General features: G+C 59.1%; 16 protein-coding genes and 1 pseudogene. 5 read left to right on the top strand and 12 right to left on the bottom strand.

The window, feature by feature from the left end; genetic code table 11:
- Nucleotides 1–18: 18 nt before the first annotated feature.
- Nucleotides 19–273: pseudogene (locus tag GXB78_RS14665) on the top strand (YebG family protein); the annotation flags it as partial.
- Nucleotides 274–440: 167 nt separating this feature from the next.
- On the opposite strand, the gene GXB78_RS14660 reads toward GXB78_RS14665, so the two are convergent.
- Nucleotides 441–1,460: a Glu/Leu/Phe/Val dehydrogenase family protein gene (locus GXB78_RS14660; RefSeq protein WP_252875628.1), complete on the bottom strand. Its 1,020-nt coding sequence runs from the start codon at nt 1,458–1,460 to the stop codon at nt 441–443.
- A 183-nt stretch (nt 1,461–1,643) separates the two neighbouring features.
- On the opposite strand from GXB78_RS14660, the gene GXB78_RS14655 reads away from it, so the two are divergent.
- Complete coding sequence (locus tag GXB78_RS14655; RefSeq protein ID WP_329515886.1) at nt 1,644–2,447, top strand: SirB1 family protein; 804 nt, start codon at nt 1,644–1,646, stop codon at nt 2,445–2,447.
- A 101-nt stretch (nt 2,448–2,548) separates the two neighbouring features.
- Here GXB78_RS14655 and maiA read toward each other — a convergent pair whose 3' ends face one another.
- The 3 genes from maiA to hmgA are packed head-to-tail and all read right to left on the bottom strand — an operon-like array spanning nt 2,549 to nt 5,809.
- Entirely contained in the window at nt 2,549–3,184 is a 636-nt protein-coding gene (gene maiA / locus GXB78_RS14650) for a maleylacetoacetate isomerase (protein WP_329515885.1), read from the bottom strand.
- 12 nt (nt 3,185–3,196) lie between these two features.
- A complete protein-coding gene (gene fahA, locus GXB78_RS14645) occupies nt 3,197–4,501 on the bottom strand; it encodes a fumarylacetoacetase (RefSeq protein WP_329515884.1) in 1,305 nt (434 codons plus the stop codon).
- A gap of 3 nt (nt 4,502–4,504) precedes the next feature.
- Nucleotides 4,505–5,809, bottom strand: coding sequence for a homogentisate 1,2-dioxygenase (hmgA, locus tag GXB78_RS14640; protein ID WP_329515883.1), 1,305 nt, complete (start codon nt 5,807–5,809; stop codon nt 4,505–4,507).
- A 163-nt stretch (nt 5,810–5,972) separates the two neighbouring features.
- Between hmgA and GXB78_RS14635 the strand changes: the two genes are divergently transcribed.
- Nucleotides 5,973–6,764 (top strand): IclR family transcriptional regulator, encoded by a 792-nt coding sequence (locus tag GXB78_RS14635; protein WP_329515882.1) that lies wholly within the window; start codon nt 5,973–5,975, stop codon nt 6,762–6,764.
- A gap of 14 nt (nt 6,765–6,778) precedes the next feature.
- On the opposite strand, the gene GXB78_RS14630 is transcribed toward GXB78_RS14635, so the two are convergent.
- The 5 genes from GXB78_RS14630 to GXB78_RS14610 form a co-directional block, all read right to left on the bottom strand.
- Nucleotides 6,779–9,811, bottom strand: a complete 3,033-nt coding sequence (locus GXB78_RS14630) for a dermonecrotic toxin domain-containing protein (protein ID WP_329515881.1) — start codon at nt 9,809–9,811, stop codon at nt 6,779–6,781.
- 32 nt (nt 9,812–9,843) lie between these two features.
- Complete coding sequence (locus GXB78_RS14625) at nt 9,844–10,242, bottom strand: hypothetical protein (RefSeq protein WP_329515879.1); 399 nt, start codon at nt 10,240–10,242, stop codon at nt 9,844–9,846.
- A gap of 150 nt (nt 10,243–10,392) precedes the next feature.
- Nucleotides 10,393–12,948 (bottom strand): LuxR C-terminal-related transcriptional regulator, encoded by a 2,556-nt coding sequence (locus tag GXB78_RS14620; RefSeq protein ID WP_329515878.1) that lies wholly within the window; start codon nt 12,946–12,948, stop codon nt 10,393–10,395.
- A gap of 138 nt (nt 12,949–13,086) precedes the next feature.
- Complete coding sequence (locus GXB78_RS14615; protein ID WP_329515877.1) at nt 13,087–14,454, bottom strand: DUF1329 domain-containing protein; 1,368 nt, start codon at nt 14,452–14,454, stop codon at nt 13,087–13,089.
- A gap of 23 nt (nt 14,455–14,477) precedes the next feature.
- Nucleotides 14,478–16,271, bottom strand: a complete 1,794-nt coding sequence (locus GXB78_RS14610; protein WP_329515875.1) for a DUF1302 domain-containing protein — start codon at nt 16,269–16,271, stop codon at nt 14,478–14,480.
- Nucleotides 16,272–16,981: 710 nt separating this feature from the next.
- On the opposite strand from GXB78_RS14610, the gene GXB78_RS14605 reads away from it, so the two are divergent.
- Nucleotides 16,982–19,063 carry an S-type pyocin domain-containing protein gene (locus tag GXB78_RS14605; protein ID WP_329515874.1) on the top strand — a complete coding sequence of 694 codons (2,082 nt, stop codon included), beginning with the start codon at nt 16,982–16,984 and terminating at the stop codon, nt 19,061–19,063.
- On the top strand, nt 19,063–19,323 hold the full coding sequence (locus GXB78_RS14600) for a hypothetical protein (RefSeq protein ID WP_329515873.1): 261 nt from the start codon (nt 19,063–19,065) through the stop codon (nt 19,321–19,323). The genes GXB78_RS14605 and GXB78_RS14600 overlap by 1 nt, the downstream gene beginning before the upstream one ends.
- A 42-nt stretch (nt 19,324–19,365) precedes the next feature.
- Here the strand turns inward: GXB78_RS14600 and GXB78_RS14595 are convergent, their stop codons facing one another.
- From GXB78_RS14595 to GXB78_RS14585, 3 genes are all read right to left on the bottom strand, one after another.
- Nucleotides 19,366–20,277, bottom strand: coding sequence for an SDR family oxidoreductase (locus GXB78_RS14595; protein WP_329515872.1), 912 nt, complete (start codon nt 20,275–20,277; stop codon nt 19,366–19,368).
- A gap of 201 nt (nt 20,278–20,478) precedes the next feature.
- The gene (locus GXB78_RS14590) at nt 20,479–21,381 is read right to left on the bottom strand and encodes an alpha/beta fold hydrolase (RefSeq protein WP_329515870.1); all 903 of its coding nucleotides are present in this window, start codon (nt 21,379–21,381) and stop codon (nt 20,479–20,481) included.
- A complete protein-coding gene (locus GXB78_RS14585) occupies nt 21,381–22,163 on the bottom strand; it encodes a class II aldolase/adducin family protein (protein WP_329515869.1) in 783 nt (260 codons plus the stop codon). The genes GXB78_RS14590 and GXB78_RS14585 overlap by 1 nt, the downstream gene beginning before the upstream one ends.
- Nucleotide 22,164: the final 1 nt, after the last annotated feature.

Raw genomic sequence — 22,164 nt, 5'->3', positions numbered from 1 at the left:
AGGCATGTGAGGTGGTGAATGGCCGTCGAAGTGGTATACCGCAGCAGCCGAGATCTGGAGCGCTTGTTCATGGATAAAGCCGAAGCTGATCGTCATGACAAAATGCTCGAACTGGCCGAATATCTGGCCGATGTGCTGCAAAAAGCCGTTCCGTCCCTGACCGAACAGCAAGTGGAAGAAGCCGGGATCTACATGGCGAAGAACCGCGATGTGTTCGCCCGGGCGTTCAAGAGCCAGCCCGATGCGCTGTCGGAGCTGATCAATGCGCCGGCCGAGCCTGTCGAAAAAGCTGAAGCGGCAGAATCTGACGAGGCGCCGGCGAAGCCCGCGAAAGCAGCGAAAGCGCCGAAGTAATCAGCGCCCAATCAAAAGATCGCAGCCTGCGGCAGCACCTACATTCCGATTGTAGGAGCTGCCGAAGGCTGCGATCTTTTGCTTTTTCAACGATACAAAACCTTCTCCGCCAACTCATCCGCCACTCGCGCCGGCGAACGTTTTTCCGCTTGGGCGTGTGCGAACACTTCAGTCAGCCGCGAACTGATTTTCGACAAGTGCGCCGTGATGGTCGGCAATTCCTCGCCGCGATGTTTCAGCGAAACGTAAATCAGCCCGCCGGCATTGATCACATAGTCAGGCGCATACAGAATCCCGCGTCGTTCCAGTTGATCCGCCACGTCCAGATGGGAAAGTTGATTGTTCGCCGAGCCGGCGACCGCCGAACAGCGCAATTGCGAGACCGAATGACTGTTGAGCACCCCGCCCAATCCGCACGGCGCCAGAATGTCGCACGGCGTGCTGAGCAATGCATCGTTGGCGATCGGGTGGGCATTGAGCTGTTCCATCGCCAGTTGCACCTTGCCGTGGTCGATGTCACTGACCAGCAACTCGGCGCCTGCCGCGTGAAGTTGCTCGGCCAGCGCATAACCGACATTGCCAAGCCCCTGGATCGCAATGCGCAGACCTTCGAGGTTGTCGCTACCCAGACGCGCCATTGCCGTCGCGCGAATTCCGGTGAACACACCCATGGCTGCGTGCGGCGCCGGGTCGCCTGCCGAAGTGGTGCTGGTGACATGCCGGGTCTGCTGGGCGATGCAGTCCATGTCCGCCACTGAAGTACCGCTGTCGATGGCGGTGATGTAGCGGCCGTCGAGCTGCTCGATGCAACGACCGAAAGCTTCGAACAACGCGCCGCGATTCTCGACATGGATCGGCCGCACGATTACCGCCACCCCACCACCCTGCGCAAGGCCGGCGAGTGCTGCTTTGTAGCTCATGTTTTGCGCCAGGCGAATGGCGTCCTCGACAGCGGATTCGTCGTTGGGATAAGCAAGGTAACGGCACCCGCCCAGGGCAGGCCCCAGATGGCTGTTATGAATGGCAATGACCGCCTTCAACCCGGTGACCGGGTCAACGCTCAGGTGCAGCGATTCCAGGCGAGTGCTTTGCATGAGAGCGAACATCGACAGGCTCCCGAATCACTTCTTGTAGAACGCCAGTATAGGCTTGCCCCTGAAAATTGCTGGCGCGCACCGGCATGAGCCGCCGAGCGGACACTGACTCGCCATATAACTCGCATCCAGAGAGTCAGCTACTGGACGAACACCCCGGACGAGGCTAAAACGAGGCATTGGAGGGAGATTTAGATGAGTCCGCGCCAACGCTTCTTCGACTGCCTGCACCGTTCGCCGCCAGCCCTGCTGGAAGCCGCACTGTGGATAAGTGCCGAGCACGACAAAACCCTCGAACCCGAGGCGTGGCTGAACACTTTCAAGGATCTGCAATTACGGGTCAGCTATGGCCTGCCGATGCTGCCGGTCAGCGAACTGGCGCAACCGCTGTTGCGACGCATGGTCGATCTCGGTTTTGCCCAGGATGATTTCCTGCCGCTGCGTCCACAGGCGGCGCTGCTGCATCGTGTCTTGCACACCCAACGCGGGCAGCCGCTGGCACTGGCGCTGATTGCGCTGGAGTTGGCCCACGGCCTGGAGATTCCTCTGGTCGGGGTGAATTTCCCGGGGCATTTTCTGCTGCGGGTTCCGGGCGCTGATCATTTGCTCGACCCTTGCGGCGGGCGGCGGCTGTATCCGAATGACTGCCGAGAATTATTGCAACGCCAGTACGGCCCGAACATGCAGCTCAGCGCCGAGCATCTGCTGACGGCAACGCCGGTGCAGATGCTCCAGCGCCTGTCGCGCAACCTGCGCCAATTGCACTTGACCCACGACGACTTCATCGCCGCGCTGATCGACGCGGAACGGGTACTCGAACTGGGTAGCGCCAAGGCGGCCGATTACATGGCCCGGGCCAGTCTGTACCAGCGGCTGGATTGCCCCAACGCCGAGCGCTTCGATCTGGAGCACGCGCTGTTGCTCAGTGAAGACCCGATCCAGCGCCTGCGCCTGACCGAACGCCTCGGCCATCTGCCACCCAACTCCGTCGTCCATTAGCGCTTTTTGTGGGAGCGAGCCTGCTCGCGAAGGCGCTGTGTCAGCTGAATGAAAGGCCACTGACACTCCGTCTTCGCGAGCAGGCTCGCTCCCACAGGGGACTACGGTGTGTCCGGTTGATTGGCAGGATGCGCCTTGATAAACGCCGGATGTTCAGCCGCCAACTCAGCAACACGGCGGATTTTCGGATATGCCTCGAGGCTGACATTGAACCGCTCTGCCGCGTACAACTGTGGAATCAGATACACATCCGCCACGCACGGCCATTCGCCAAAACAAAAACCACTATCACCGATCAACTGCTCCACCGTCGCCAGACCCTGGCTGATCCAGTAACTGATCCACTCCACCACCTGCGTCTCATCCTGCCCCGACTGGCGCAGGCGATTGAGCACGCTGACGTTGTGCAGCGGATGCACATCGCAGCCGATCACTGCGGCAACACCACGCACCTGCGCACGTGCGACAAGATCATCCGGCAGCAACGGCACCTGTGGATAACGCTCCTCCAGATATTCGATGATTGCCGGCGACTGAATCAGCAGCTCGCCGTCATCAGTGCGCAAGGCCGGCACCCGGCCCTGCGGATTGAGCGCCAGATACGCCGCTTGCCGGTGCTCGCCACCCGGTGGCGAGATCAGATTGACCGGCAACGCTTGATAATCGAGCCCCTTCAACGCCAACGCAATCCGCACCCGATACGACGAAGTGGAACGGTAATAAGTGTAGAGATCCATAAGCCGCTCCTGTCAGCGCGCCGCAAGCACGGTGCCGCGACATTCGCCGAAGCCGATCGGGGCGAAACCGTCGCGGACGCAGCGCGCGCGCAGGATGATTTCGTCACCGTCCTCAAGGAATTTGCGCACTTCGCCGGAGGCCAGTTCGATCGGCTTTTTGCCGCCCTCGGTGATTTCCAGAAGGCTGCCGAACTGACCGTTTTCCGGGCCGGACAAGGTGCCCGAACCGAACAGGTCACCGGCCTGCAATTGGCAACCGTTGACGCTGTGGTGCGCAACCATCTGCGCGACGGTCCAGTACATGTATCGGGTGTTGCTCAGGGTCAGGCGATGGGCCGGCAGATCCTGCTCGCGCATGGCTTCGGTGCGCAGCAGCACTTCCAGTTCGATGTCGAAGGCGCCGCCGTCCTGATCACGCTTGTCGAGCAGATACGGCAGCGGCTGCGGATCACCCTCAGGACGCGCAGGTTGCGCCGTGCGGAACGGCTCGAGCGCTTCGGCCGTCACCACCCAGGGCGAGACACTGGTGATGAAACTCTTCGACAGGAAGGGCCCGAGTGGCTGGTATTCCCAGGCCTGGATATCCCGTGCCGACCAGTCGTTGAGCAGGCAGAAACCAGCGATGTGCTCGGCGGCGTCACCGATGGCAATCGGCTCGCCCATATCGTTGCCCGGGCCGATCCAGATGCCCAGTTCCAGTTCGTAATCCAGACGCGCACACGGGCCGAAGACCGGCTCAGTCTGCCCGGCCGGCAGGGTCTGGCCTTTCGGCCGGCGCACTTCGGTGCCGGACGCTCGCACCGTGGAAGCGCGACCGTGGTAACCGATCGGCACGTGCTTGTAGTTCGGCAGCAGCGGGTTATCCGGGCGGAACAGTTTGCCGACGTTCTGCGCGTGCTCGATGCCGACGTAGAAGTCGGTGTAATCACTGATTCGCGCCGGCAGGTGCACCTGGCAATCGGCAGCCAACGGCAGGATTGTCGCCCCTTGCGCTTCGATGTTGCCGCGCAGGGTGCTGCCTTCACTGAACAGTTCGAGCAGGCGTTCGCGCAGGGCGACCCGCGGTTCCCGGCCGAGTTCGAAGAACGCGTTCAATTGCCCCCCATGCATGGCTTCCACGGCACTGCGGGCGACACCGTCAAAGAGACCGGCCTCAAGCGCCACCTGCAAATCGAAGATGTGTTCACCGATCGCCACGCCTGCGCGTGGAGTGGAGTCGTCAACACTGAACACGCCCAGCGGCAGATTCTGCAAAGGGAAATCGCTGTGACCGTTGGCCGAAGCGACCCAGCTGCGGGGGATGGAATTGTGTGTCATGGGTTATCTCCGGGTCGGGTCGAACGTGGCGGGAAGCGTCGCCCAGCAAGCATCGTAAGTGGATTGCAATTGCGGGCATTCGAGGGCAAAGCGGCTCGGCCGCAAGACCTGGCTGGTCTCGAACATGAAGGCCATGGTGTTGTCGATTTTCGCCGGCGCAAGCACGGCGTTGATCGCTTTGGTGCAGGTCTCGCCATCCGGGCCGTGGGCGCTCATGCAGCTGTGCAGCGAAGCGCCGCCGGGCACGAAACCTTCAGCCTTGGCGTCATACTCGCCCTGGATCAGGCCCATGAATTCGTTCATCAGGTTGCGATGGAACCACGGCGGCCGGAAGGTGTTTTCAGCGACCATCCAGCGCGGCGGGAAGATCACGAAATCGAGGTTGGCCAGACCGTGGACGCTGGTTGGCGAGGTCAGTACGGTGAAAATCGAAGGATCCGGGTGATCGAAACTCACCGTGCCGATGGTGTTGAAACGGCGCAGGTCGTATTTGTACGGCACGTTGTTGCCGTGCCAGGCGACCACGTTCAACGGTGAATGATTGAGTTCGGTGGCCCACAACTGGCCAAGAAACTTCTGCACCAGGGTGGTCGGTTGCTGCAGGTTTTCATAAGCAGCGACCGGCGTGAGGAAATCCCGCGGATTGGCCAGACCGTTGCTGCCGATCGGTCCCAGATCCGGCAGGCGCAGCGGCGCACCATGGTTCTCGGCGAGGTAACCGCGCGCCTGCGGATCGAGCAATTCAACGCGGAATTTCAGGCCTCGCGGCAGCACCACGATCTCCAGCGGCGCGACGTCCAGAACACCCAATTCGGTGGCGATGCGCAGGCGACCGAGTTGCGGCACCAGCAGCATTTCCCCATCGGCGTTGAAGAATACGCGCTCCATCGAACGGTTGGCGGTGTAGTTATAAATGCTGATGCCGGACGGTTTCTCGGCGCTGGCGTTGGCCGCCATGCTCACCAGACCGTCAATGAAATCCGTCGGCTCGGTCGGCAGATCCAGCGGATTCCAACGCAGGCGATTGGGGGTTACTTCACCCAACGGCCCGCCCGCCAGTTGCCGTTCCAGTTTGACGAACGCCGGGTGATTGGCCGATGGCTGAATCCGGTACATCCAGGTACGTCGCGCTTCGCTGCGCGGCATGGTGAACGCGGTGCCGGAGAACAATTCGGTATACAGGCCGTACGGGGCTTTTTGCGGAGAATTCTGGCCAACGGGCAGCGCGCCGGGCAACGCTTCAGTGCTGAATTCGTTGCCGAAGCCGGACTGATAAGCCAAGGCCTGCGCGGTTGAATCGAGGTTCATGGAGCCTCCTGAACAGGGAGTCGGCAATGGCCGATCGCTCTGGCTCAGAGGTCTCGGCACGCCGGGGTTGTTATTATCGTAATTTGATTACGCATAACGTAATTTGCTCGCTATCCAGCGTCAAGCTATAAAGACGCCCATTCGAACCGGAACCGCCAGCCCCATGGAAAAAACCAGCGACAGCAACGGCAAACAGAAAGTCCGCTCCGCGGAAGTCGGCACCGACATCCTCAAGGCCCTGGCCGAGCTGTCACCGTCGACTTCGCTGTCGCGTCTGGCCGAGCATGTGCAGATGCCGGCGAGCAAGGTGCATCGCTATTTGCAGGCGTTGATCGCCTCCGGATTTGCCGAACAGAACGCCGCCACCAACCACTACGGCCTCGGTCGCGAAGCGCTACGCGTGGGCCTGGCCGCACTCAACAGCATGGACGTATTGAAAGTCGCCGCCCTGCCGTTGTCCGAGTTGCGCGACGAACTCAACGAAACCTGCTTTCTCGCGGTATGGGGCAATCAGGGCGCAACCGTGGTGCACATCGAACCGGCGGTGCGCGCGGTGACGGTGGTGACGCAATTGGGTTCGGTGCTGCCGCTGCTCAGTTCATCCACCGGGCTGGTGTTCAGCGCTTACCTGCCGCATCGGGAAACCGATGAATTACGCGAACAGGAAATCGCCGTTGCGGAGCATCCGCTCAAGGACGAAAAAGCCTATGCAGTGCTGTGCGAACAGATTCGCGAACGCGGTCTGCATCATGTGCATGGTTTGTTGATGCCGGGGGTGGATGCGCTCTCTGCGCCGGTGTTCAACGCGGTCGGGCAGATCGCTGCAGTGCTGACCATTGTTGGCCCGACCTCGCTGTTCCACGCCGACGAAAACGGCCCGGCGGCGCAGCGGTTGTTGGCTGCGACGCGGGCCGTGAGTTGGCGAATGGGTTATGAAGGACAAGCTGGACTATGAGCGCTCGAAACGGCTCAACGCACCGTGGTCTTGCTCAATGCAGAGCCGGAATCTTCCATCAGTGACTTGAAGAAACCGATCAGCTCATCCTGGGGGTCTTTATGGCCGGTGTAATACGTAACGAGTTCTGCCACCGTGCGGGCGTCTTCGAACAAACTGAGAAACGAGCGTTGCGCACGGGTAAGTTCTTTAGCCGGTGCGCCCGCCGCCGCAGCCTGTCCCAACGTCAGCAGCCCGCTCAATACATCCTGCACATGCCCCAGCGCGGCGGAATAATCACCGCGTCGGTGCGACTGCGACGCGTCGTAGATGCTTTTCATCACCTGTACAGCCACCACGACAGTGCCTACGGGGGGCACCAGCAGGCTCACAATGTTCGCGGCCTTCAACAGGTTTTCATAAACCACACCGGCGATTATTTCGTTGAGACTGGTGGTACGTTCGTCGATGTCACTCAATACCCGGCGCACGCGCTCGTCATGGAAAGTGAACAGATCAGGCAGTAACGAACGCTGCTGCGTACGAATGACCGGTTTGGTATCAACCGTTGCGACCAGATTATCGAAATAGTCATTGACCACTTTCTGGTCGACCAGCAGTATCCGCTCGCTGTAGTACTTCCTGAACGGGCCGTATCGGAAACGAATCGAAGGAATGAACTCAGCGATTGGCCGGAAACTGATCAGATCCGGCGCGTCCGGCGTATAAAGCAAGTCGTAGAATTCCGTATACACCTTCAGTCGGAAAACATAAACGCCGCCAACCGTTCGATCCCAGGCAGTCGTCAGACCCAGCGTGCCGACATTGAATTTATATAGCCCGACGCCACCTTCGGAAACACTATCCACGTTGGCCTGATAACCGCCACCTCCTTTCAGATTGTCGATTACGCGTTGGATAGCAGAGAAAGCCTCTGTCGATAGTCTGCCATTGATAAAGTCGGCAAAAGCATTGCAGTACATCTCACAGCGAATTTTCCGCGCATGTACCTCGCGTTTGAATGGGTAATCAGAGTGAGCCTTGTTCTGATACTGCTCTTTCAGCATCGCGGCATATCGGTCACCGGGACGGAATGTCTTTGACAGCGAGGACAGGTCGCGGATGTCCAGCTTTTCGATGATGGGATGGCCATTTACCAAATAGTATTTCGGGCTGAACTTCGTTTCGTAGGCCGGGTGCACCGCTTCAAAGGCGAGTCCCTCGAGCAAGACGTCGGTAACGCTCTTACGGAAGTCTTCGGTCTGAACGATGATGTGGTCCGGATTGACCGAAACGGTGCTGCCACGGGTTCGCAAAATATCTTCTATCTGCGCTTTCACCGAGTCATAAGTGAACTGCTCGAATGTCGGGAAACCATTGTCTCGTGCATCAACCGTGGACAGTGCCTTGAGTTCGGTTGTCAGACGCGAATAGCGCTTGCGGCCCTCGAAGCCAAGTGCTCGATAGCCTACCGGCGCAATGGCCTTGTGCAGGGCAAATTCGGCTCGGTAAGCGACACTTGCATAATCAGCCAACGGTGCTTTGGGGTTCAGCCCAAGATCAACCGGTCGGCTATCGAGCGTATAGCGATAGCTCAGTTGTGTGCGAGCGCTGCCGAGCAACTCCCCCGCGTCGTGCAGGTAATCCGGATGGATGAGCAATGCAGCGTATTCACGATCTGCGGACAATGCCGACTCCAGCCAGCGGGTGGCCGCGTAGATATCAGCAAATTTTTGCAGTTCGAATTCACCGGCAGGCGTTTTGATCAACATCAGCGACGGTACATATTCTCTGGCCGAAATGATCAGGACGTCTTTCAACGCTGGTACCTGGGATCTGATTCGCAATCCCTGAATAGTCACCGCGGGGTCATTGGCCATGGCGCGAGCGATGATGTTCGCATCGGTGGAGTCCAGCTTTCCGGAGTGGCGAGCAACAAAAGCAGCAAACTCCATCTGGCTGAAGAGATAGTTGCGATATGCCTCCTGATAATCAATCGAAGGTGAGAATGCCAGACTGCCGGTAAACCCCAGTCGCAGGTTACGATTTTCCAGCCACTGCTCGAGTGCTACAGGTGTCAGCCGACTTCCCTGGGGAGCGCCGATTATATTCAGAGTGGCTTTATGGCCACTGTCATGCAGACCGAAAACGATAAATTCCGTCAGCGTCCGGGTATCTTCCTGATCAATAGTACGTCCGGCAATTTGCAGACTGTACGAGCTATGGACACTTATCGTTTCCGGATCCAGTTGTTCACCGAGCACCCTGTCCGCCCATTCGGCGAACGTGCGCACTACATGATCCTTGAATGAAAAACATGCATCGAAGGCGCTTGAATAGGCAGCCTGGTATTCATCCCGGGATTCTTCAAGCTCGCTGTATCGCTGTTGCATATCGCTACCAGCGGCATGCAGCCATAGCGGCCAATCGGTGCGTTTCAATGCAGCCCAGAGCAGATAGAAGCGGGTCTCGATACCGTAGCGCAGCACATGCAGACCCTGGTTTTCCTGCAGCGCGCAGGTGAGCGGAGTTTCCAGTTGTTCCCGGCCAGCGAGCAAGGATGACACGCTTTCCATCTGGCCCTTGAGGTGAGTCTCTACGCAAAACGCCTGAGGACTTTGCGTGGCTTTCAGGTAACTGATCTGATCGCTGGCCAAAGACAACCGCTGCTGCAGTTTGCTGTGCAGCTCGGTATTTTTGTCAAAGAACTCGAAGCCATTCTCCGGCGTGTGCATGAGATAGGAAGTCGATTCATTGACCAACCGCATTTCTGTTTCCGGACGCTCGGCATTGTCCAGAACGAAACAGGGCTGGCGCGACAGAAGATAATCCTGTGCCGGTTGCAACTTCACTTCAAACGCTGCGCGACCGGAATCTGCGTGTAGCAGATGAGCGAATCGTTCACCCAACTGGGCATCAAAATTGTTGGCCATGACCGACAGGGACAGTTCTGCACTCGTGACCAAGCCGTACGCGTTGATGAATGCCTGCTTGTTGGACAACGGTGCAGAGTTCGCCCCCATTGTTCTGGCGGGCGCCGCCCAGAACTTTGCGATCTCGGTTCGCAAGGTTTTTTCCAGTCCGGCAGCGACGGCAGCGATCAGATCTTCGACAATAATGGGATTGAGGCATTGACCTTGAATTGTTCACTGAATGTATCTGGCAGAGAGAAAACACCATCACCACCCATTATGTAGGCCGGACTGACGTTATTATTCAGGCAATAAACAGTGACATCCCAAAGAGTACCTGAAGGCCGATTTTCGTCAGCAGGGAATGCAGGATCAGTATTGATATAGACCTTGTCGATATCAACGGTCTTGCCCAATCGCTTCAATTCACTTTCCAGCATGCCGCGAAGAACATCCAGCACGCTCGGCATAGCATCGACAATCTTGAAAAGTTCGGCTTTTGCTTGTGCTGCCTTTTCCCACTCTTCAGGCCAGGCAACTTGCTCGCCGAAAGAACCACGCATAAGACTTTTATGTAACTTGACCACAATGCTTCCTTACTTGACTATCCAGAGCTGCGAACACAGCCACTGTAGATAGTTGCAAGGTAGTTTCTTTTCCGACTAACTTGAAGAGCGAACAATTTACAAAACATGCCAACCAACAAACACAACCTTTTGCGGTTCGAAACTTCCCAACTAAACCAGTATTCCCAGCAACTTTGCTTTTGCCACCGCTTGAGTTCTGCGCTCCACACCCAACTTCCCGTTAATGCGTCGCGCATGGGTTTTTACTGTATGCAGTGAAATAAAAAGTTTTTCGGCAACTTGCTGATTCGAAGCCCCTTGAGCAATCAACGTCAGCACTTCGCACTCGCGTCGACTCAGGCCCGGCGCATGATCACCGTTATTGCCCAGCCAGGCGGGCACCTGCTTGCCAGACTCCGCGCCGACGTTGTCTCGGCGTAATTCCCATTCCCGCATGGCTTGCTGCAACCGGCAGCGTTCCACAAGCATTCCGGCTCGCTGGAAAGCTTGCTGCGCCGCCACCGTGTCACCGTTCGATTCGGCCAACTGGGCGAAGGCCAGGAGTAACTCGGTTTGCGCCGTCAACATGCCTCTGGCCTCGGTCTGACTCAACAGTCGCTCAATCGTTGCCAAGCAGTTTTCGCCCGGATTCAATTGCGCCTGCGCGCAGGCCAGCAGGTATTCGATGCGGATAATCAGCTCGAACGTCGCGGGTGGCGCTTGCAGCGCAGAGGGGCCACGGTAATGCCGCAACAGCCGGCCCAACGCCTCTTGGACCAGTTGCGGCCGGCCCTGCTGCAACCAGAACTGGCTGCTGACCTGCAGCACGACCCCGCGATAGACCGTATCGGGTATCTGCCGCTGCTGCATGACCCTTTCGGCCTCGCGCAGGCGTTCGAAAGCGCACGCGTAATCGCCGCGATTGCCGGCCAGTTGCGCCTGTCCCAAATAACCATAGAGGACCCGCTTGTCGTGGCTGCGCAAGCAATCCTCAAGACCTCGGCTGAACAGCTGCGCAGCCTGCTCTTCAAGCCCCATGCACAGCGCCAGCCGTCCGCGGCGCAGGGCAATCCGGCCCAGCAGCGGCACGGGCACCATGGCGCGCTGGCGCAGCAAGTGCTCGATGTCCACCAGCAGATGCTCGGCACGCAGGGGCGCCCCTCGTTGCTCGAGCCATTGCGCATGGTCAAGCTCGAGCAACCCTTCGAACAACAGGGAGTCGTGAGCACGCGCCAGGCACAACGCCTCGCGATTGAGGGCATGGGCCTGATCGAGTTCACCACACAGTAACGCCTGCTGGGTCAGTCCCGACAGGCACATGAGACGCGCCTGCCAGGCATCGTCAGCCAGTGCTGACAACGCCTCCTGAAAACAGGCACGCGCTGGCTCCATCTGCCCTTGCAGGTGGCAGAGCCAGCCTTGTTGCGCTTGCCAGCGTGCCAACAATTGCTGCTCCGACTGCGCTGTCGGCTGCGGCATGAAGCGGGCGAGATGCCCCAGGCATTGCCCGGCCTGTTCGAAGCGACCGGCGAACAGCAACGCCGCGGCGACCAGCCCGATCAGCTGCGGTGTCATCAGGGTCAGCTCCTGGCTTGGTTGCTCATGCAAGCGCAACAGCAGGACGACGGTCTGGTCTTCGAACAAGTCCTCGAAGCTCAAATGCTGCAACAGGCTGACGGCGGTTTCGTATTCCTCGGCCAACAACGCTTGTTCGAACGCTGCGCGCCAATCCTGCGTCGCGGTGAACCACTGACAGGCGCGCCGGTGCCAGGAACGCGCACACGGCCAATGCGACTCCTGCATGATCCGCGACAGCGGGGGGAAGACCTGGAGCCAGCCAGCGGATTGCTGCCACGGCTCGATAAAGCAGCCGAGCACTTGCAGATCATGCAGCAGCTGCGCGCCTTCACCGGGACCGAACAAATGCTCGCATAACTGCGCGTTGAACCGCGGCAGGTGAGCCAGCACACGCCAGGCCTCATCCTGCTCCGGCGTCAGGTTGCTGAAGAGTTCGTGCTGCAGATAATCGAGCAAGGTGTCGACACGCTGCTGCGGCAGCAGGTTTTGCGACCAGTCGCACTTTTGCAGGAGCGCCATGCGCGCACCCGCACACCAACCGCCGGTACGCTGGATGATTCGAGTAGCGACACGGTCCGCCTGGTCTGGCGGCAAATAGCGCAACACCGATACCACCTCATCGTGCGTCAGCGCCAGGCTGGCGTGCTCGGAGTCGTAGAGTTCGTCATCGAGCAACAGCCGTGGCCAGTTGCACTGCGGCCGGCGGCGCGTGCTGATCCACCAGGTGAGCACCGGGCTGCTGACCGCCAGCAAGCGATCCAGCAGAGCATCCAGAGCCGGATCCGGAAGACGGCTGTAATCGTCGATAAACAGCGAGGTCGGTCTGGACCAACGGGCCAGCTCCGCCATCAGTTGCGTAACGTCCAGGCCTTCGACCAGACCGAGCGCGCGAGTAAGACGCAGGCAAAATTCCTCGGGGCTGAGCGCGGCTCCGGCCAGCGGCAGCCAAACTGCTTCGCAGTCTGCACGCACCTGCAGAAGACATTCGGTGAGCAGAGCGGTTTTGCCGCTGCCAGCCGGCGCGCACAGCAGCCTGACCCGTGCGTTCGCTGCCAGCAAAGGTTCGCTCAAGCGAGCGCGAGGCTGATGATGCGAAGAAAGCCTGGGCAGAAATCCGGGTCGATCCAGGCACGGGGTCATGGCGGTCATCGGGTGAGCCTTCTTATCGTTGTGCGCTCACCCTAGCCCTCTCCTGCGCGCTTGTTGACGAGTATTCAGCACGCTGATCGATGGCCATAAAAAAGGCGACCGTGCGGTCGCCTTTTGTCCAGCGGTCTGGCACAACCGTTAGCGCACGCCCTCGGCGCGCAAGGCTGACGGGGTGTAATCGGCAGCCTTGGCTTCGAAGCCGAATTCGAAGCTGTGCTTCTCTTCGTTTTTCATGCCCAACGCAATGTAGCGGCCGGCGATAATGTCGTAGAGCGCTTCCAGTGTGTAGGCCTGGGCCTGGTGATCGTAGTAGTACTGGGCGTGACCTTCGGCGACGCGCCACAGTTGCCCGCGGCCGTCGTAGTGATCGGCCAGTGCCACTTGCCAGCTATCCTCGTCGATGTACATGTGGCGCTTGGCGTAGATGTGCCGCTCGTTCGGTTTGACCGTGCCGATCACTTCCCAGACGCGGTGCAGTTCGTAGCGGGTCAGGTCCTGATTGATATGCCCGGCCTTGACGATGTCGTCGTACTTGAGCTTCGGCGAGTCGAGTTTGTAGCTGTTGTAGGGGATGTACATTTCCTTCTTGCCGACCAGTTTCCAGTCGTAGCGATCCGGCGCGCCGGAGAACATGTCGAAGTTGTCGGAAGTCCTCAGGCCATCGGCCGCTGTCCCCGGGCCGTCATAGGCCACTTGCGGCGCGCGACGTACGCGGCGTTGGCCGGCGTTGTAGATCCACGCCAGACGCGGTTCCTTCACTTGATCGAGGGTTTCGTGCACCAGCAGCACGTTACCGGCCAGTCGCGCCGGGGCGGTGACCGATTGCTTGAAGAAGGTCAGCACGTTGGCGGCTTTATCCGGGTCGATGTCCTTCATCAGTTGCGGCACGGCGATCTCTTCTTCGAAGCGGATCGGCGTGTAGCTGCCGTTGGTCTGCGGCGTGACCTGGGTGATGATCCGCCGCAGGTTGCCACCGTGATAACGGGTGATGTGGTTCCACAGCACCTCGACACCGTTCTTCGGAATCGGGAAGGCGTAGTAGCGGTTGCCGGTGAAATTGGCCAGGCCGTTGCCATCGTTGATGGCGTTGACGTTGAGCGCGCTGCGCTTGGCCGACTCGTAGATTTCCGCCGGAGCGGCGACGGTGCGGTGGCTCGGGTAAACCGGGATCCTGTAGGTTTCCGGGTAGCGTTTGAACATCGCTACCTGGCCATCGGAAAGCTTGCTCTTGTACTGCTCGACGTTCGCCGCTGTGATGGTGAACAGTGGTTTTTCGTTGGCGAAGGGGTCAGCGAGGAAGCCCTTGCTGTCCACCGCGCCGGCGTTTTTCGGGATGCCACCGGTCCACGCAGGGATCGAACCGTCCGCATTGCCGGCCTTCTCGGCGCCGAGCGGGGTCAGGCTGGTGCCGAGTTTGTTGGCTTCATCCGGCGACACCGCCGCCATCACGTTGGCCGCCAGCAGACTCAAGGCCAGCACGCCACATTGCAGAATCGTTTTGCGCATTGCAGTCATCCTTCTCGGGCAGATCAGAAGTTCACGCCGAAGCTCAGGGCCACGAAGTCACGGTCTTCGAGGAAGTTGTAATCGCCACCGAAATAGTCGGTGTAACTCAAGCTCGCGGTATAGGTGTTGCGGTAGTCGGCATCGACGCCGAGGCTCACAGCTTTCGCACCTTCGTTGAACAGGCCGTTGGGGCCGTAACCGGCGACGTCATGCGACCACGACAGGTTGGGCTTGAGGTTGACCCCGCCGATGACGTTGGCGTAATCGAGAATCGCCCGGGCGCGATAGCCCCACGAAGTCGAGGTGACAAAGCCGTCAGTGTCGCCGCCGAAACCGTACTGGCCGTAGACCGAATCACGGCCATAACGCAGCTCACTGCGTGACTCCAGCCCACCGACATGCACCACCCCCGCTTCGCCGACTACGGTCAGGCGTTCGGCGCCCAGCACCTGATCGAAGAAGTGCGTGAGGGTGCTCTGGATCTGCGTGACTTCCTTGCGCCGGTAGCCTTTGTTGTCCGCACCGGGAGAAGTGGCGAGTGGCGAAGCGGTGCCGCCGGCAATCGGGTTGACCAGCGCCAGGGTCAGATCGTTGGTGTTGACCTGCACCGGCGCGTTCGGCCGGTAACTGATCTCGCCGGTCCACGCGGTGCCCGTGGGCAGAGTGGTGGAGAAACTCGCGCCGTAGAGGCGAATGTCTTCCGGATATTCGAGGTAATACTGTCCACGCCCGAGCATCACGCTTTGCGCCAGCCCCGCACCGCTGCCAGGCGCGAGGCCGTTGGCAATGCCAACCATGGCGGGCAATGCCGCCAGTGTCGACAATCCGGCGGTGGTGGTGCCGACCGTCGGCGTACGACTGTGGTAGTTCATGAAGTAGAGGCCGTATTCGGTGTCTTCGCCGAGCCAGCGCAGCGCCGTGCCCCACTGCCCGGAATCACGCGCATCACGATCGCCGCCACGGGGAATCACCACGCCTTCGCGGGTGACCTGAATGCCTTGGCCAAATGCGGTGGTCAGCGGTACCAGTGGCGCCACCGCCGGACTGCCGACGGTGTAGCCGTTGTTGCAACCGTCCGCTGCCACGTCGACGCCGAAGAACGTGCCGCAGTTGTCGAGAACGGTCTGGTCCCATTCCAGTTGATAGAAGCCTTCGACCGAGAGTTTGTCGGTCAGGCTCTGCGAACCGAACAGCATGTTCACCGGAATCAGGCCTTCCTTGATCTCGGCACCGGGACGCCGGAACGCCGAGACGTCGATCGGGTTGATGCTGTTGATCGAGTTGCCAATGAAGGTACTTTCGCCCCAGCTCACCACCTGCTTGCCGGCCCGCACGGTGCCAGGCAGATCGGCGATGGCGTAGTTGTGATAGACGAAGGCATCGAGAATCTGCGCACCGGAAGACTTGGCGCCCTCCTTACGGCCGCTGTCGCTGATCGGCTTGAACTCGCGGTCTTCGTCCTTGAGCTCGAAGTCGTACCAGTACTTGCCGCGTACGAATACACCGGTATCGCCGTATTTCAATTCGAGGTCGTGAATGCCCTTGAAGATTTTCGAGAAGGTTTCGCCCTTCTTGAAATTCAGGCGCCCGTCATCACCGGTCGAGGATTGCCCGCTGCCACCATTGACCGTGCCGACCAGCGAATCATCGGCATCGCGCATGCCCCAGCTGGCGCCGATCGAGAGTGACGAGTCGAAGGTGCCTTCGATCTCGCCGATATTGAAGGCGACCGCGTGCGCCTGGGTGCAGCAACCCAAAGCCACCGCAGCGGCCAACGCCTGCGGTGTGAAGATGGCGCGCATTGTTGTTTTTGTCATGCGTCTTCCCCGGTGAGTGACAGAAGACCCCACCCTACTGCCGGGCGATGCGGTCGATAAGCGCACCAAGGAGGTATTTGCGTTGTCGCTCGAAAGGATGAATGGCCTTGTACGGCGGGGCCTGGAGCGGTTCATGGACTGGCTGGATGGTGCGTCATCAGCGCCATGCATGGGCACCCCACTGTTGCGCGCCCCGTAACAGTGCATGTCTGGAATTGGTATTTTTCCTACAGGCTCAAACCCTTAATCTGAGCGCGCTTTCCAGAACTTGCCGGAAACCGCCAGGCCCGCTCCGCAGAATGCGCATGCGATTGGCTACCGATTTCGGATAAATCGATTTTTCGGTCTATCGCCCCGCTGTTCACTGACGTTGATTTGTAGCTCCTTGATCCAACGTCTTACCTTGGCCGCTGCGTTTGCAGCGGCCTTTTTTATGGGCGTTTAAAAAGGCTGGAGAGCGGTTCGGCAAATATTCCGATCAGCGCGTCAGACATTTCTTCGAAGCTCGGACGAATTTCCTCTGCATCGATCAAAACCAGCGAAAACCCTCTCGACACAACGCCCTGTTACTGACCGGCTTCTCGGATTTGATAACCGTCACTCTGAGGTAACTTGAAACACCTCAACCATTCGCTGGTGACACGGATGTCATCGCCACCCGTGCGCACTTTTTTCGAGCGAGTGACTACGCACATTCAAAGGACATGAATATGCAAAAGCCTCCACCGTTGGAACTGGATCCAGTACATATCAGGGAGCTCGGCCCTGATGGCTTCGAACCATTCAAAGAACGCGACATGAATTACTCCTACAGCGGCATGTTCGGTCCTGCCGGGGCCAATCCGCAGACGCGTGAATTGATGCATGAAACGCAAGTCGCCGTGGAACAGGAATTCAACGCAAGAACCGCCTCGATTCCCCAAACCATTGAGGTCGAACTGGCGGCGACCAGGCTGGAAGGGCCGACGAATCCTCTGCCACCTGCCGCAGCACTGGCCCGCGAAGTGGGCGTCAGGAACACGCTGATTCAACGCAAGAGCGCCGAGTTTCAACGGCAGACTGCCATCGCCAACCGATTTTATGGCAGCGATCCGTTGGGAAAAACCTTCAAGGATTACCTGAATCAGGCATCGGCCAATCGGCGCGCGCATGGCGCAGCGGTCCGCAGCAGAGCGTTGTGGAGCGAGTCCTTTCGGGCCGCCCACGAAGCGCGGCTGCTGGGCCAGACATTGGCGCTGCTCAACCAGCAACAGGCTGGCGTACTCAATTGGCTGGCCACCGTACAGGCCCAGGATCAGGCACAGGCGGCAGCGGCAGAGGCGCAACGCCAAGCTGCGGAACGTGCCCGCATTGCCGCGGAGCAACAGCGCCAGCGTGACATTGCCGAAGCGGTGCGCCGGGAGCAGGAAGAAATTCGCGCACGCGAACAGGCGCGTCTGGCCGCGTTGGCGGAGAAACAGCGTCGCGAGGCCGAACAGGCTCGACTGGCGGCTGAGACCGCACGCCTGAATGCAGAGGCAGAAGCTCGGGAGAAAGAGCGGCTGGCTGCGTTGAAAATCGCCCAGGCCGAGGCACAAGCCAAAGCTGAAGCAGCGGCGCTGGCCCATGCGGCAGAACAGGCTCGGTTACAGGAGGACAGGAAGCATGTCTTTCCGGCTTCTGGAGCAATGGCCAGCAATGGCCCGGCCGTTTCTTTCGCTTCGACAGCCGTTCCGCTCAGCCCGGCTATCTCGGCGGGAATACTCAATGCGCTACGTACTGCAAAAGCGACCCTGACAGCGACGGGCACGGCGCTGTTCGGCAGTCCAGTACTGATGGGGTTCGCGGCGCTATTAATGCCGTCACCTTTGGGCAACGGCGAACGCTTCGCCATGAGCGTTCCACTGGCCGAATTGTCGTCCGAGCCGGCCGAGACGCTACGGAGAATCGCAGACCGGGAGGGTAGTTTGGAGATGCAGGTCGGGCTAGGCGTCAGGCGACTCGGGGCTGGCACGCAAGTGTTCGTCGCTACGAGTGATGACTTCCATATTCGCTCAAGTGTGCTGGTTTTGAATGCCGCTTACGATTTGCTCAACGACGTGTACAAGGTCGCACTATCGGACTCGCCCACCGACTTCCTGACCTGGACACCGGCAATCTCGCAGGGAGACCAATCGACCGCCTTGCCAATAGTGGATACCGGTTCTCCCGCCTATTCCGGCGCTTCCATTGTTCCGGTTGAAGGGCGGCTGGATCTGAACCCGATCCTGGTTGAAGGCTGGGATCGATTCATCATCGTGTTTCCGGCTGATTCGGGGATTGAGCCGCTTTATGTGGTGTTCAGTAGTCCTCATGAGGGGGCGACCGAAGAGGGGAAGCACAGCGGGCGTGGTTTCAACCCTGACGAGATTGGAGATGAAATATCAGATCTGCAGTGGACAACAGCCATTGTTTCACCGGAAGGAACGGACATCGTGAAATTACATATTTCAAAGTTTCCACAATCAGCTGCCAATGACGTAATGCTTGATCGCCTGGAGCGAATCGCTCGTGGAGAACTCGAAGCTACCGACACTGACAAACGTTTCTACACTCACGAGATAAGGGAGTTCGAAAGATTCAGAGCTTTAGGCTTTGGTGATACCGAGATGCCAGAGATCGGGTCACCGATCTGGAATAACGTACATACGGCAACGTTGGAAGATTTCCAGTTGAAAGACGATCCCACACTTCTCTACACGTCCGAAGCACTGGCTGCAGCAATGGAGCAGGAAGAACGTGATTACCAGAAATTGCTGAAGGGGATGTGGTAATGAGCACCGTTGAGATGATTGTTAAAAATGAACCTCTGGATGACATAGTCACTGTGTTCGCGTTACTTCAGGCAACGCCACATCTGGATATGATGATCAGACGGCACAATCGAGACCTGATCAAAGAATATGGGACCCTGGAAGCCTCGTATTCTCGGCTCTTCGCTGCTGGGATCTTACTGGAGGGAGCAAAAGGCCTGGCTGTCAAAGGACCTAACTGGACGCCGCCCAAGTTCATGACAGAAAAAAGATACATCTGAAATTGGAGCCACCAGCCGCGAGGGCTGGTGGCTCCGTTACCTTCAAATCGAATACTTCTGCAAATTCGCCATCATTTCCTTCAGCGCTTCAATATTGTCCTTCGGATGCGCCGCTCCTTCGAAGTCGCAAATCTGCTGCCAGTGCGCCGCGACGTCTTCCGGCGAGAAGCCTTCGCGCGGATCGAAACCGGCGCCGAGGCTGCGTTCCCAGCGCACCTTGCCCACCCAGCCGCCGCCGACTTCGAACAGGCCGGAGGTTTCCTGGCATTGTTCGCTGGCCAGATACACGACCAATGGGCTGACCAGTTCCGGCTTCAGTTGCTCGAATACCTGCGGCGGAATCAGGCCCTCGGTCATGCGTGTGCCGCCGGTGGGGGCGATGGCGTTGACCAGAATGTTGTTCTTGCGCCCTTCAATTGCCAGTGTGCGGGTCAGACCATACAGCCCGAGTTTGGCCATGCCATAGTTGGACTGGCCGAAGTTGCCGTAGATGCCCGACGTGGAGGCGGTGAAGATTACCCGGCCGTAGTTTTGCTCGCGCAGATGCGGCCAGGCAGCACGGGTCACCCTATAGGCGCCTTCGACATGCACGCGATAGACCAGATCCCAGTCGGCGTCGTCCATCTTGTGAAACGACTTGTCGCGCAGGATGCCAGCGTTGTTGACCACCACGTCGACGCGGCCGAAGGCATCAAGGGCGTTCTGCACCAGTTTGTCACCGTCGGTGACCGAATCGTGGTTGGCTTCGGCAATACCGCCGGCCTCGCGGATTTCCGCCACTACGCGGTCGGCGGCCGAGGCATTGGCGCCTTCGCCCTGCGTCGAGCCGCCGAGGTCGTTGACCAGCACCTTGGCGCCCTGTCTGGCGAACAGCAGCGCATGCGCGCGACCGAGGCCGCCACCGGCGCCGGTGACAATCACGACTTTATCTTCGAAACGCACGGGTTCATTCATCGCAGCAACTCCAGCAGGCCAGTATTGATCCTGAGTGTCAGGCACAGGGCTTTGAGTCACAACGAACACGGCTGGGGCTGAATGGTGCGCGATAAGGTTGCGCGATGATAAAGACGTCAAAAGATCAAAAGATCGCAGCCTGCGGCAGCTCCTACACAAATCCAATGTAGGAGCTGCCGAAGGCTGCGATCTTTTGATCTGTCAGGAGTACGCCACTTTGCGCGGAGGCAATACCAGACGATCACGAAACGCCAGATAGTGCTTGAGCACCTGCACTGGCGCCTCGGTTTGCGGATAGTGGCCGACGCCCGGCAACAAAACGGTGTCAGCATCCGGGATGAGTTCGCGATAGCGCTCGACCATGTGCACACCGGAGATCGGATCGAATGCGCCGTCGATCACCCGCAAGGGAATGTCATCCTGCTGCATGGCCGTCACCCAGCGCTCACGTTGCACCCGGCGCTCGGGAATGTAAGTGATCAATTTATGCAGGATGCGCGGGCCATGGTTGCTGTCGACCAGACTCCAGTAATCATCCAGCTCGCTTTCGCTCGGCTGGGTCTGCGGGCCGAAGATCTGGCGGAAACCTTTGACCAACGCCTCACGGCTGAATGCGCGGCCGAGCAGCCAGCCAATCGGGCTGAGCAGCAGTTTCTGCATCAGTAATGGCCGATGGGTTTCCGGAAACAGGCCACCATTGAGAAACACGCAACTGGCAACTTCGATGCGTTTCTCGTAATGCCGGGCGAGCAATTCCTGGGCGACGCTATCGCCATAATCGTGAGCAAGAATATGCACCGCTTGTTCGATCTGAAGATGGGCGAGCAGCGCCTGTTGCAGATCGGCTTGTTCCAGCAGGCTGTAGGTGTGATTGCGCGGTTTCGCTGAATCGCCGAAGCCGAGCATGTCGCAGGCGATCACCTGATAACGCTGTGCCAGTGGCTGCCACAGGTAATGCCAATCCCAACTGGCGGTGGGGAAACCGTGAATCAACAGCAGCGGCTCACCCTGCCCGACTGTCCAGTAGCGGATCGACTGGCCACGAAAAACGAAGGTCCGGCTGCGCTTGCGCCAGACACTCAGAGGAATCTCGCCAAGTGGCATTAGAATTTATACCCCGGATCCTGTAGATCGAGTTTGCGTAGCAGCGCCGGCCATGCCAGCACGCCGCCCATGCCCTGTGCGCTCTTGGTGACGCCGGCAATCATCGCCTTGGCGCCCGCGAGAATCTGCGGTTCGATGGCGATCAGTTCCGCCCCGCCCGTTTGCGCCATGACCTGAATGTCGCAGGCACGCTGGAAGGTGAACATCATCAGAAAAGTGTCGGCGATAGTGCCGCCGCAGGTCAGCAGACCGTGGTTGTGCAGCATGAGGAAATTGTTGTCGCCGAGATCGGCCTGCAGGCGCGCCTTCTCTTCATGATTCAGCGCCACGCCTTCATAAGCGTGATAAGCCAGGCTCGACAAGACGAACAACGACTGCTGACTGATCGGCAGAACGCCCTGCTTTTGCGCCGACACCGCAACGCCTGACGCGGTGTGCGTATGCAGCACACAAACCACATCGTGGCGCACTTCGTGAACAGCGCTGTGGATGGTGTAACCGGCAGGGTTGATCTCGTACGGGCTGTCCATGAGTTTGTTGCCGGCCTGATCGACTTTCACCAGGCTCGAGGCGGTGATCTCATGGAACATCAGGCCAAACGGATTGATCAGGAAATCTTCGGTGCCGGGCACCTTGGCCGAGATATGCGTGAAGATCAGATCGTCCCAGCCGTGCAGTGCAACCAGGCGATAACAGGCGGCAAGATCGACACGGGCCTGCCACTCGGCAACGCTGACCTGGTCTTTGACATTCGGCGACGATTGGACGGGGGCTACGCTCACT

It is taken from the genome of Pseudomonas moraviensis subsp. stanleyae, from assembly GCF_036283065.1.
Lineage (GTDB): Bacteria > Pseudomonadota > Gammaproteobacteria > Pseudomonadales > Pseudomonadaceae > Aquipseudomonas > Aquipseudomonas stanleyae.
This window is presented reverse-complemented; position numbering and strand designations above follow the sequence as displayed.

Bases quoted from the DNA above. Each gene is read 5' to 3' on its own strand.
- GXB78_RS14615 (WP_329515877.1), bottom strand. From the start codon at position 14,454: ATGCGCAAAACGATTCTGCAATGTGGCGTGCTGGCCTTGAGTCTGCTG.
- GXB78_RS14595 (WP_329515872.1), bottom strand. From the start codon at position 20,277: ATGAATGAACCCGTGCGTTTCGAAGATAAAGTCGTGATTGTCACCGGC.
- GXB78_RS14610 (WP_329515875.1), bottom strand. From the start codon at position 16,271: ATGACAAAAACAACAATGCGCGCCATCTTCACACCGCAGGCGTTGGCC.
- fahA (WP_329515884.1), bottom strand. From the start codon at position 4,501: ATGACACACAATTCCATCCCCCGCAGCTGGGTCGCTTCGGCCAACGGT.
- GXB78_RS14635 (WP_329515882.1), top strand. From the start codon at position 5,973: ATGGAAAAAACCAGCGACAGCAACGGCAAACAGAAAGTCCGCTCCGCG.
- maiA (WP_329515885.1), bottom strand. From the start codon at position 3,184: ATGGATCTCTACACTTATTACCGTTCCACTTCGTCGTATCGGGTGCGG.
- GXB78_RS14620 (WP_329515878.1), bottom strand. From the start codon at position 12,948: ATGACCGCCATGACCCCGTGCCTGGATCGACCCGGATTTCTGCCCAGG.
- GXB78_RS14660 (WP_252875628.1), bottom strand. From the start codon at position 1,460: ATGTTCGCTCTCATGCAAAGCACTCGCCTGGAATCGCTGCACCTGAGC.
- GXB78_RS14600 (WP_329515873.1), top strand. From the start codon at position 19,063: ATGAGCACCGTTGAGATGATTGTTAAAAATGAACCTCTGGATGACATA.
- GXB78_RS14590 (WP_329515870.1), bottom strand. From the start codon at position 21,381: ATGCCACTTGGCGAGATTCCTCTGAGTGTCTGGCGCAAGCGCAGCCGG.
- GXB78_RS14605 (WP_329515874.1), top strand. From the start codon at position 16,982: ATGCAAAAGCCTCCACCGTTGGAACTGGATCCAGTACATATCAGGGAG.
- hmgA (WP_329515883.1), bottom strand. From the start codon at position 5,809: ATGAACCTCGATTCAACCGCGCAGGCCTTGGCTTATCAGTCCGGCTTC.
- GXB78_RS14655 (WP_329515886.1), top strand. From the start codon at position 1,644: ATGAGTCCGCGCCAACGCTTCTTCGACTGCCTGCACCGTTCGCCGCCA.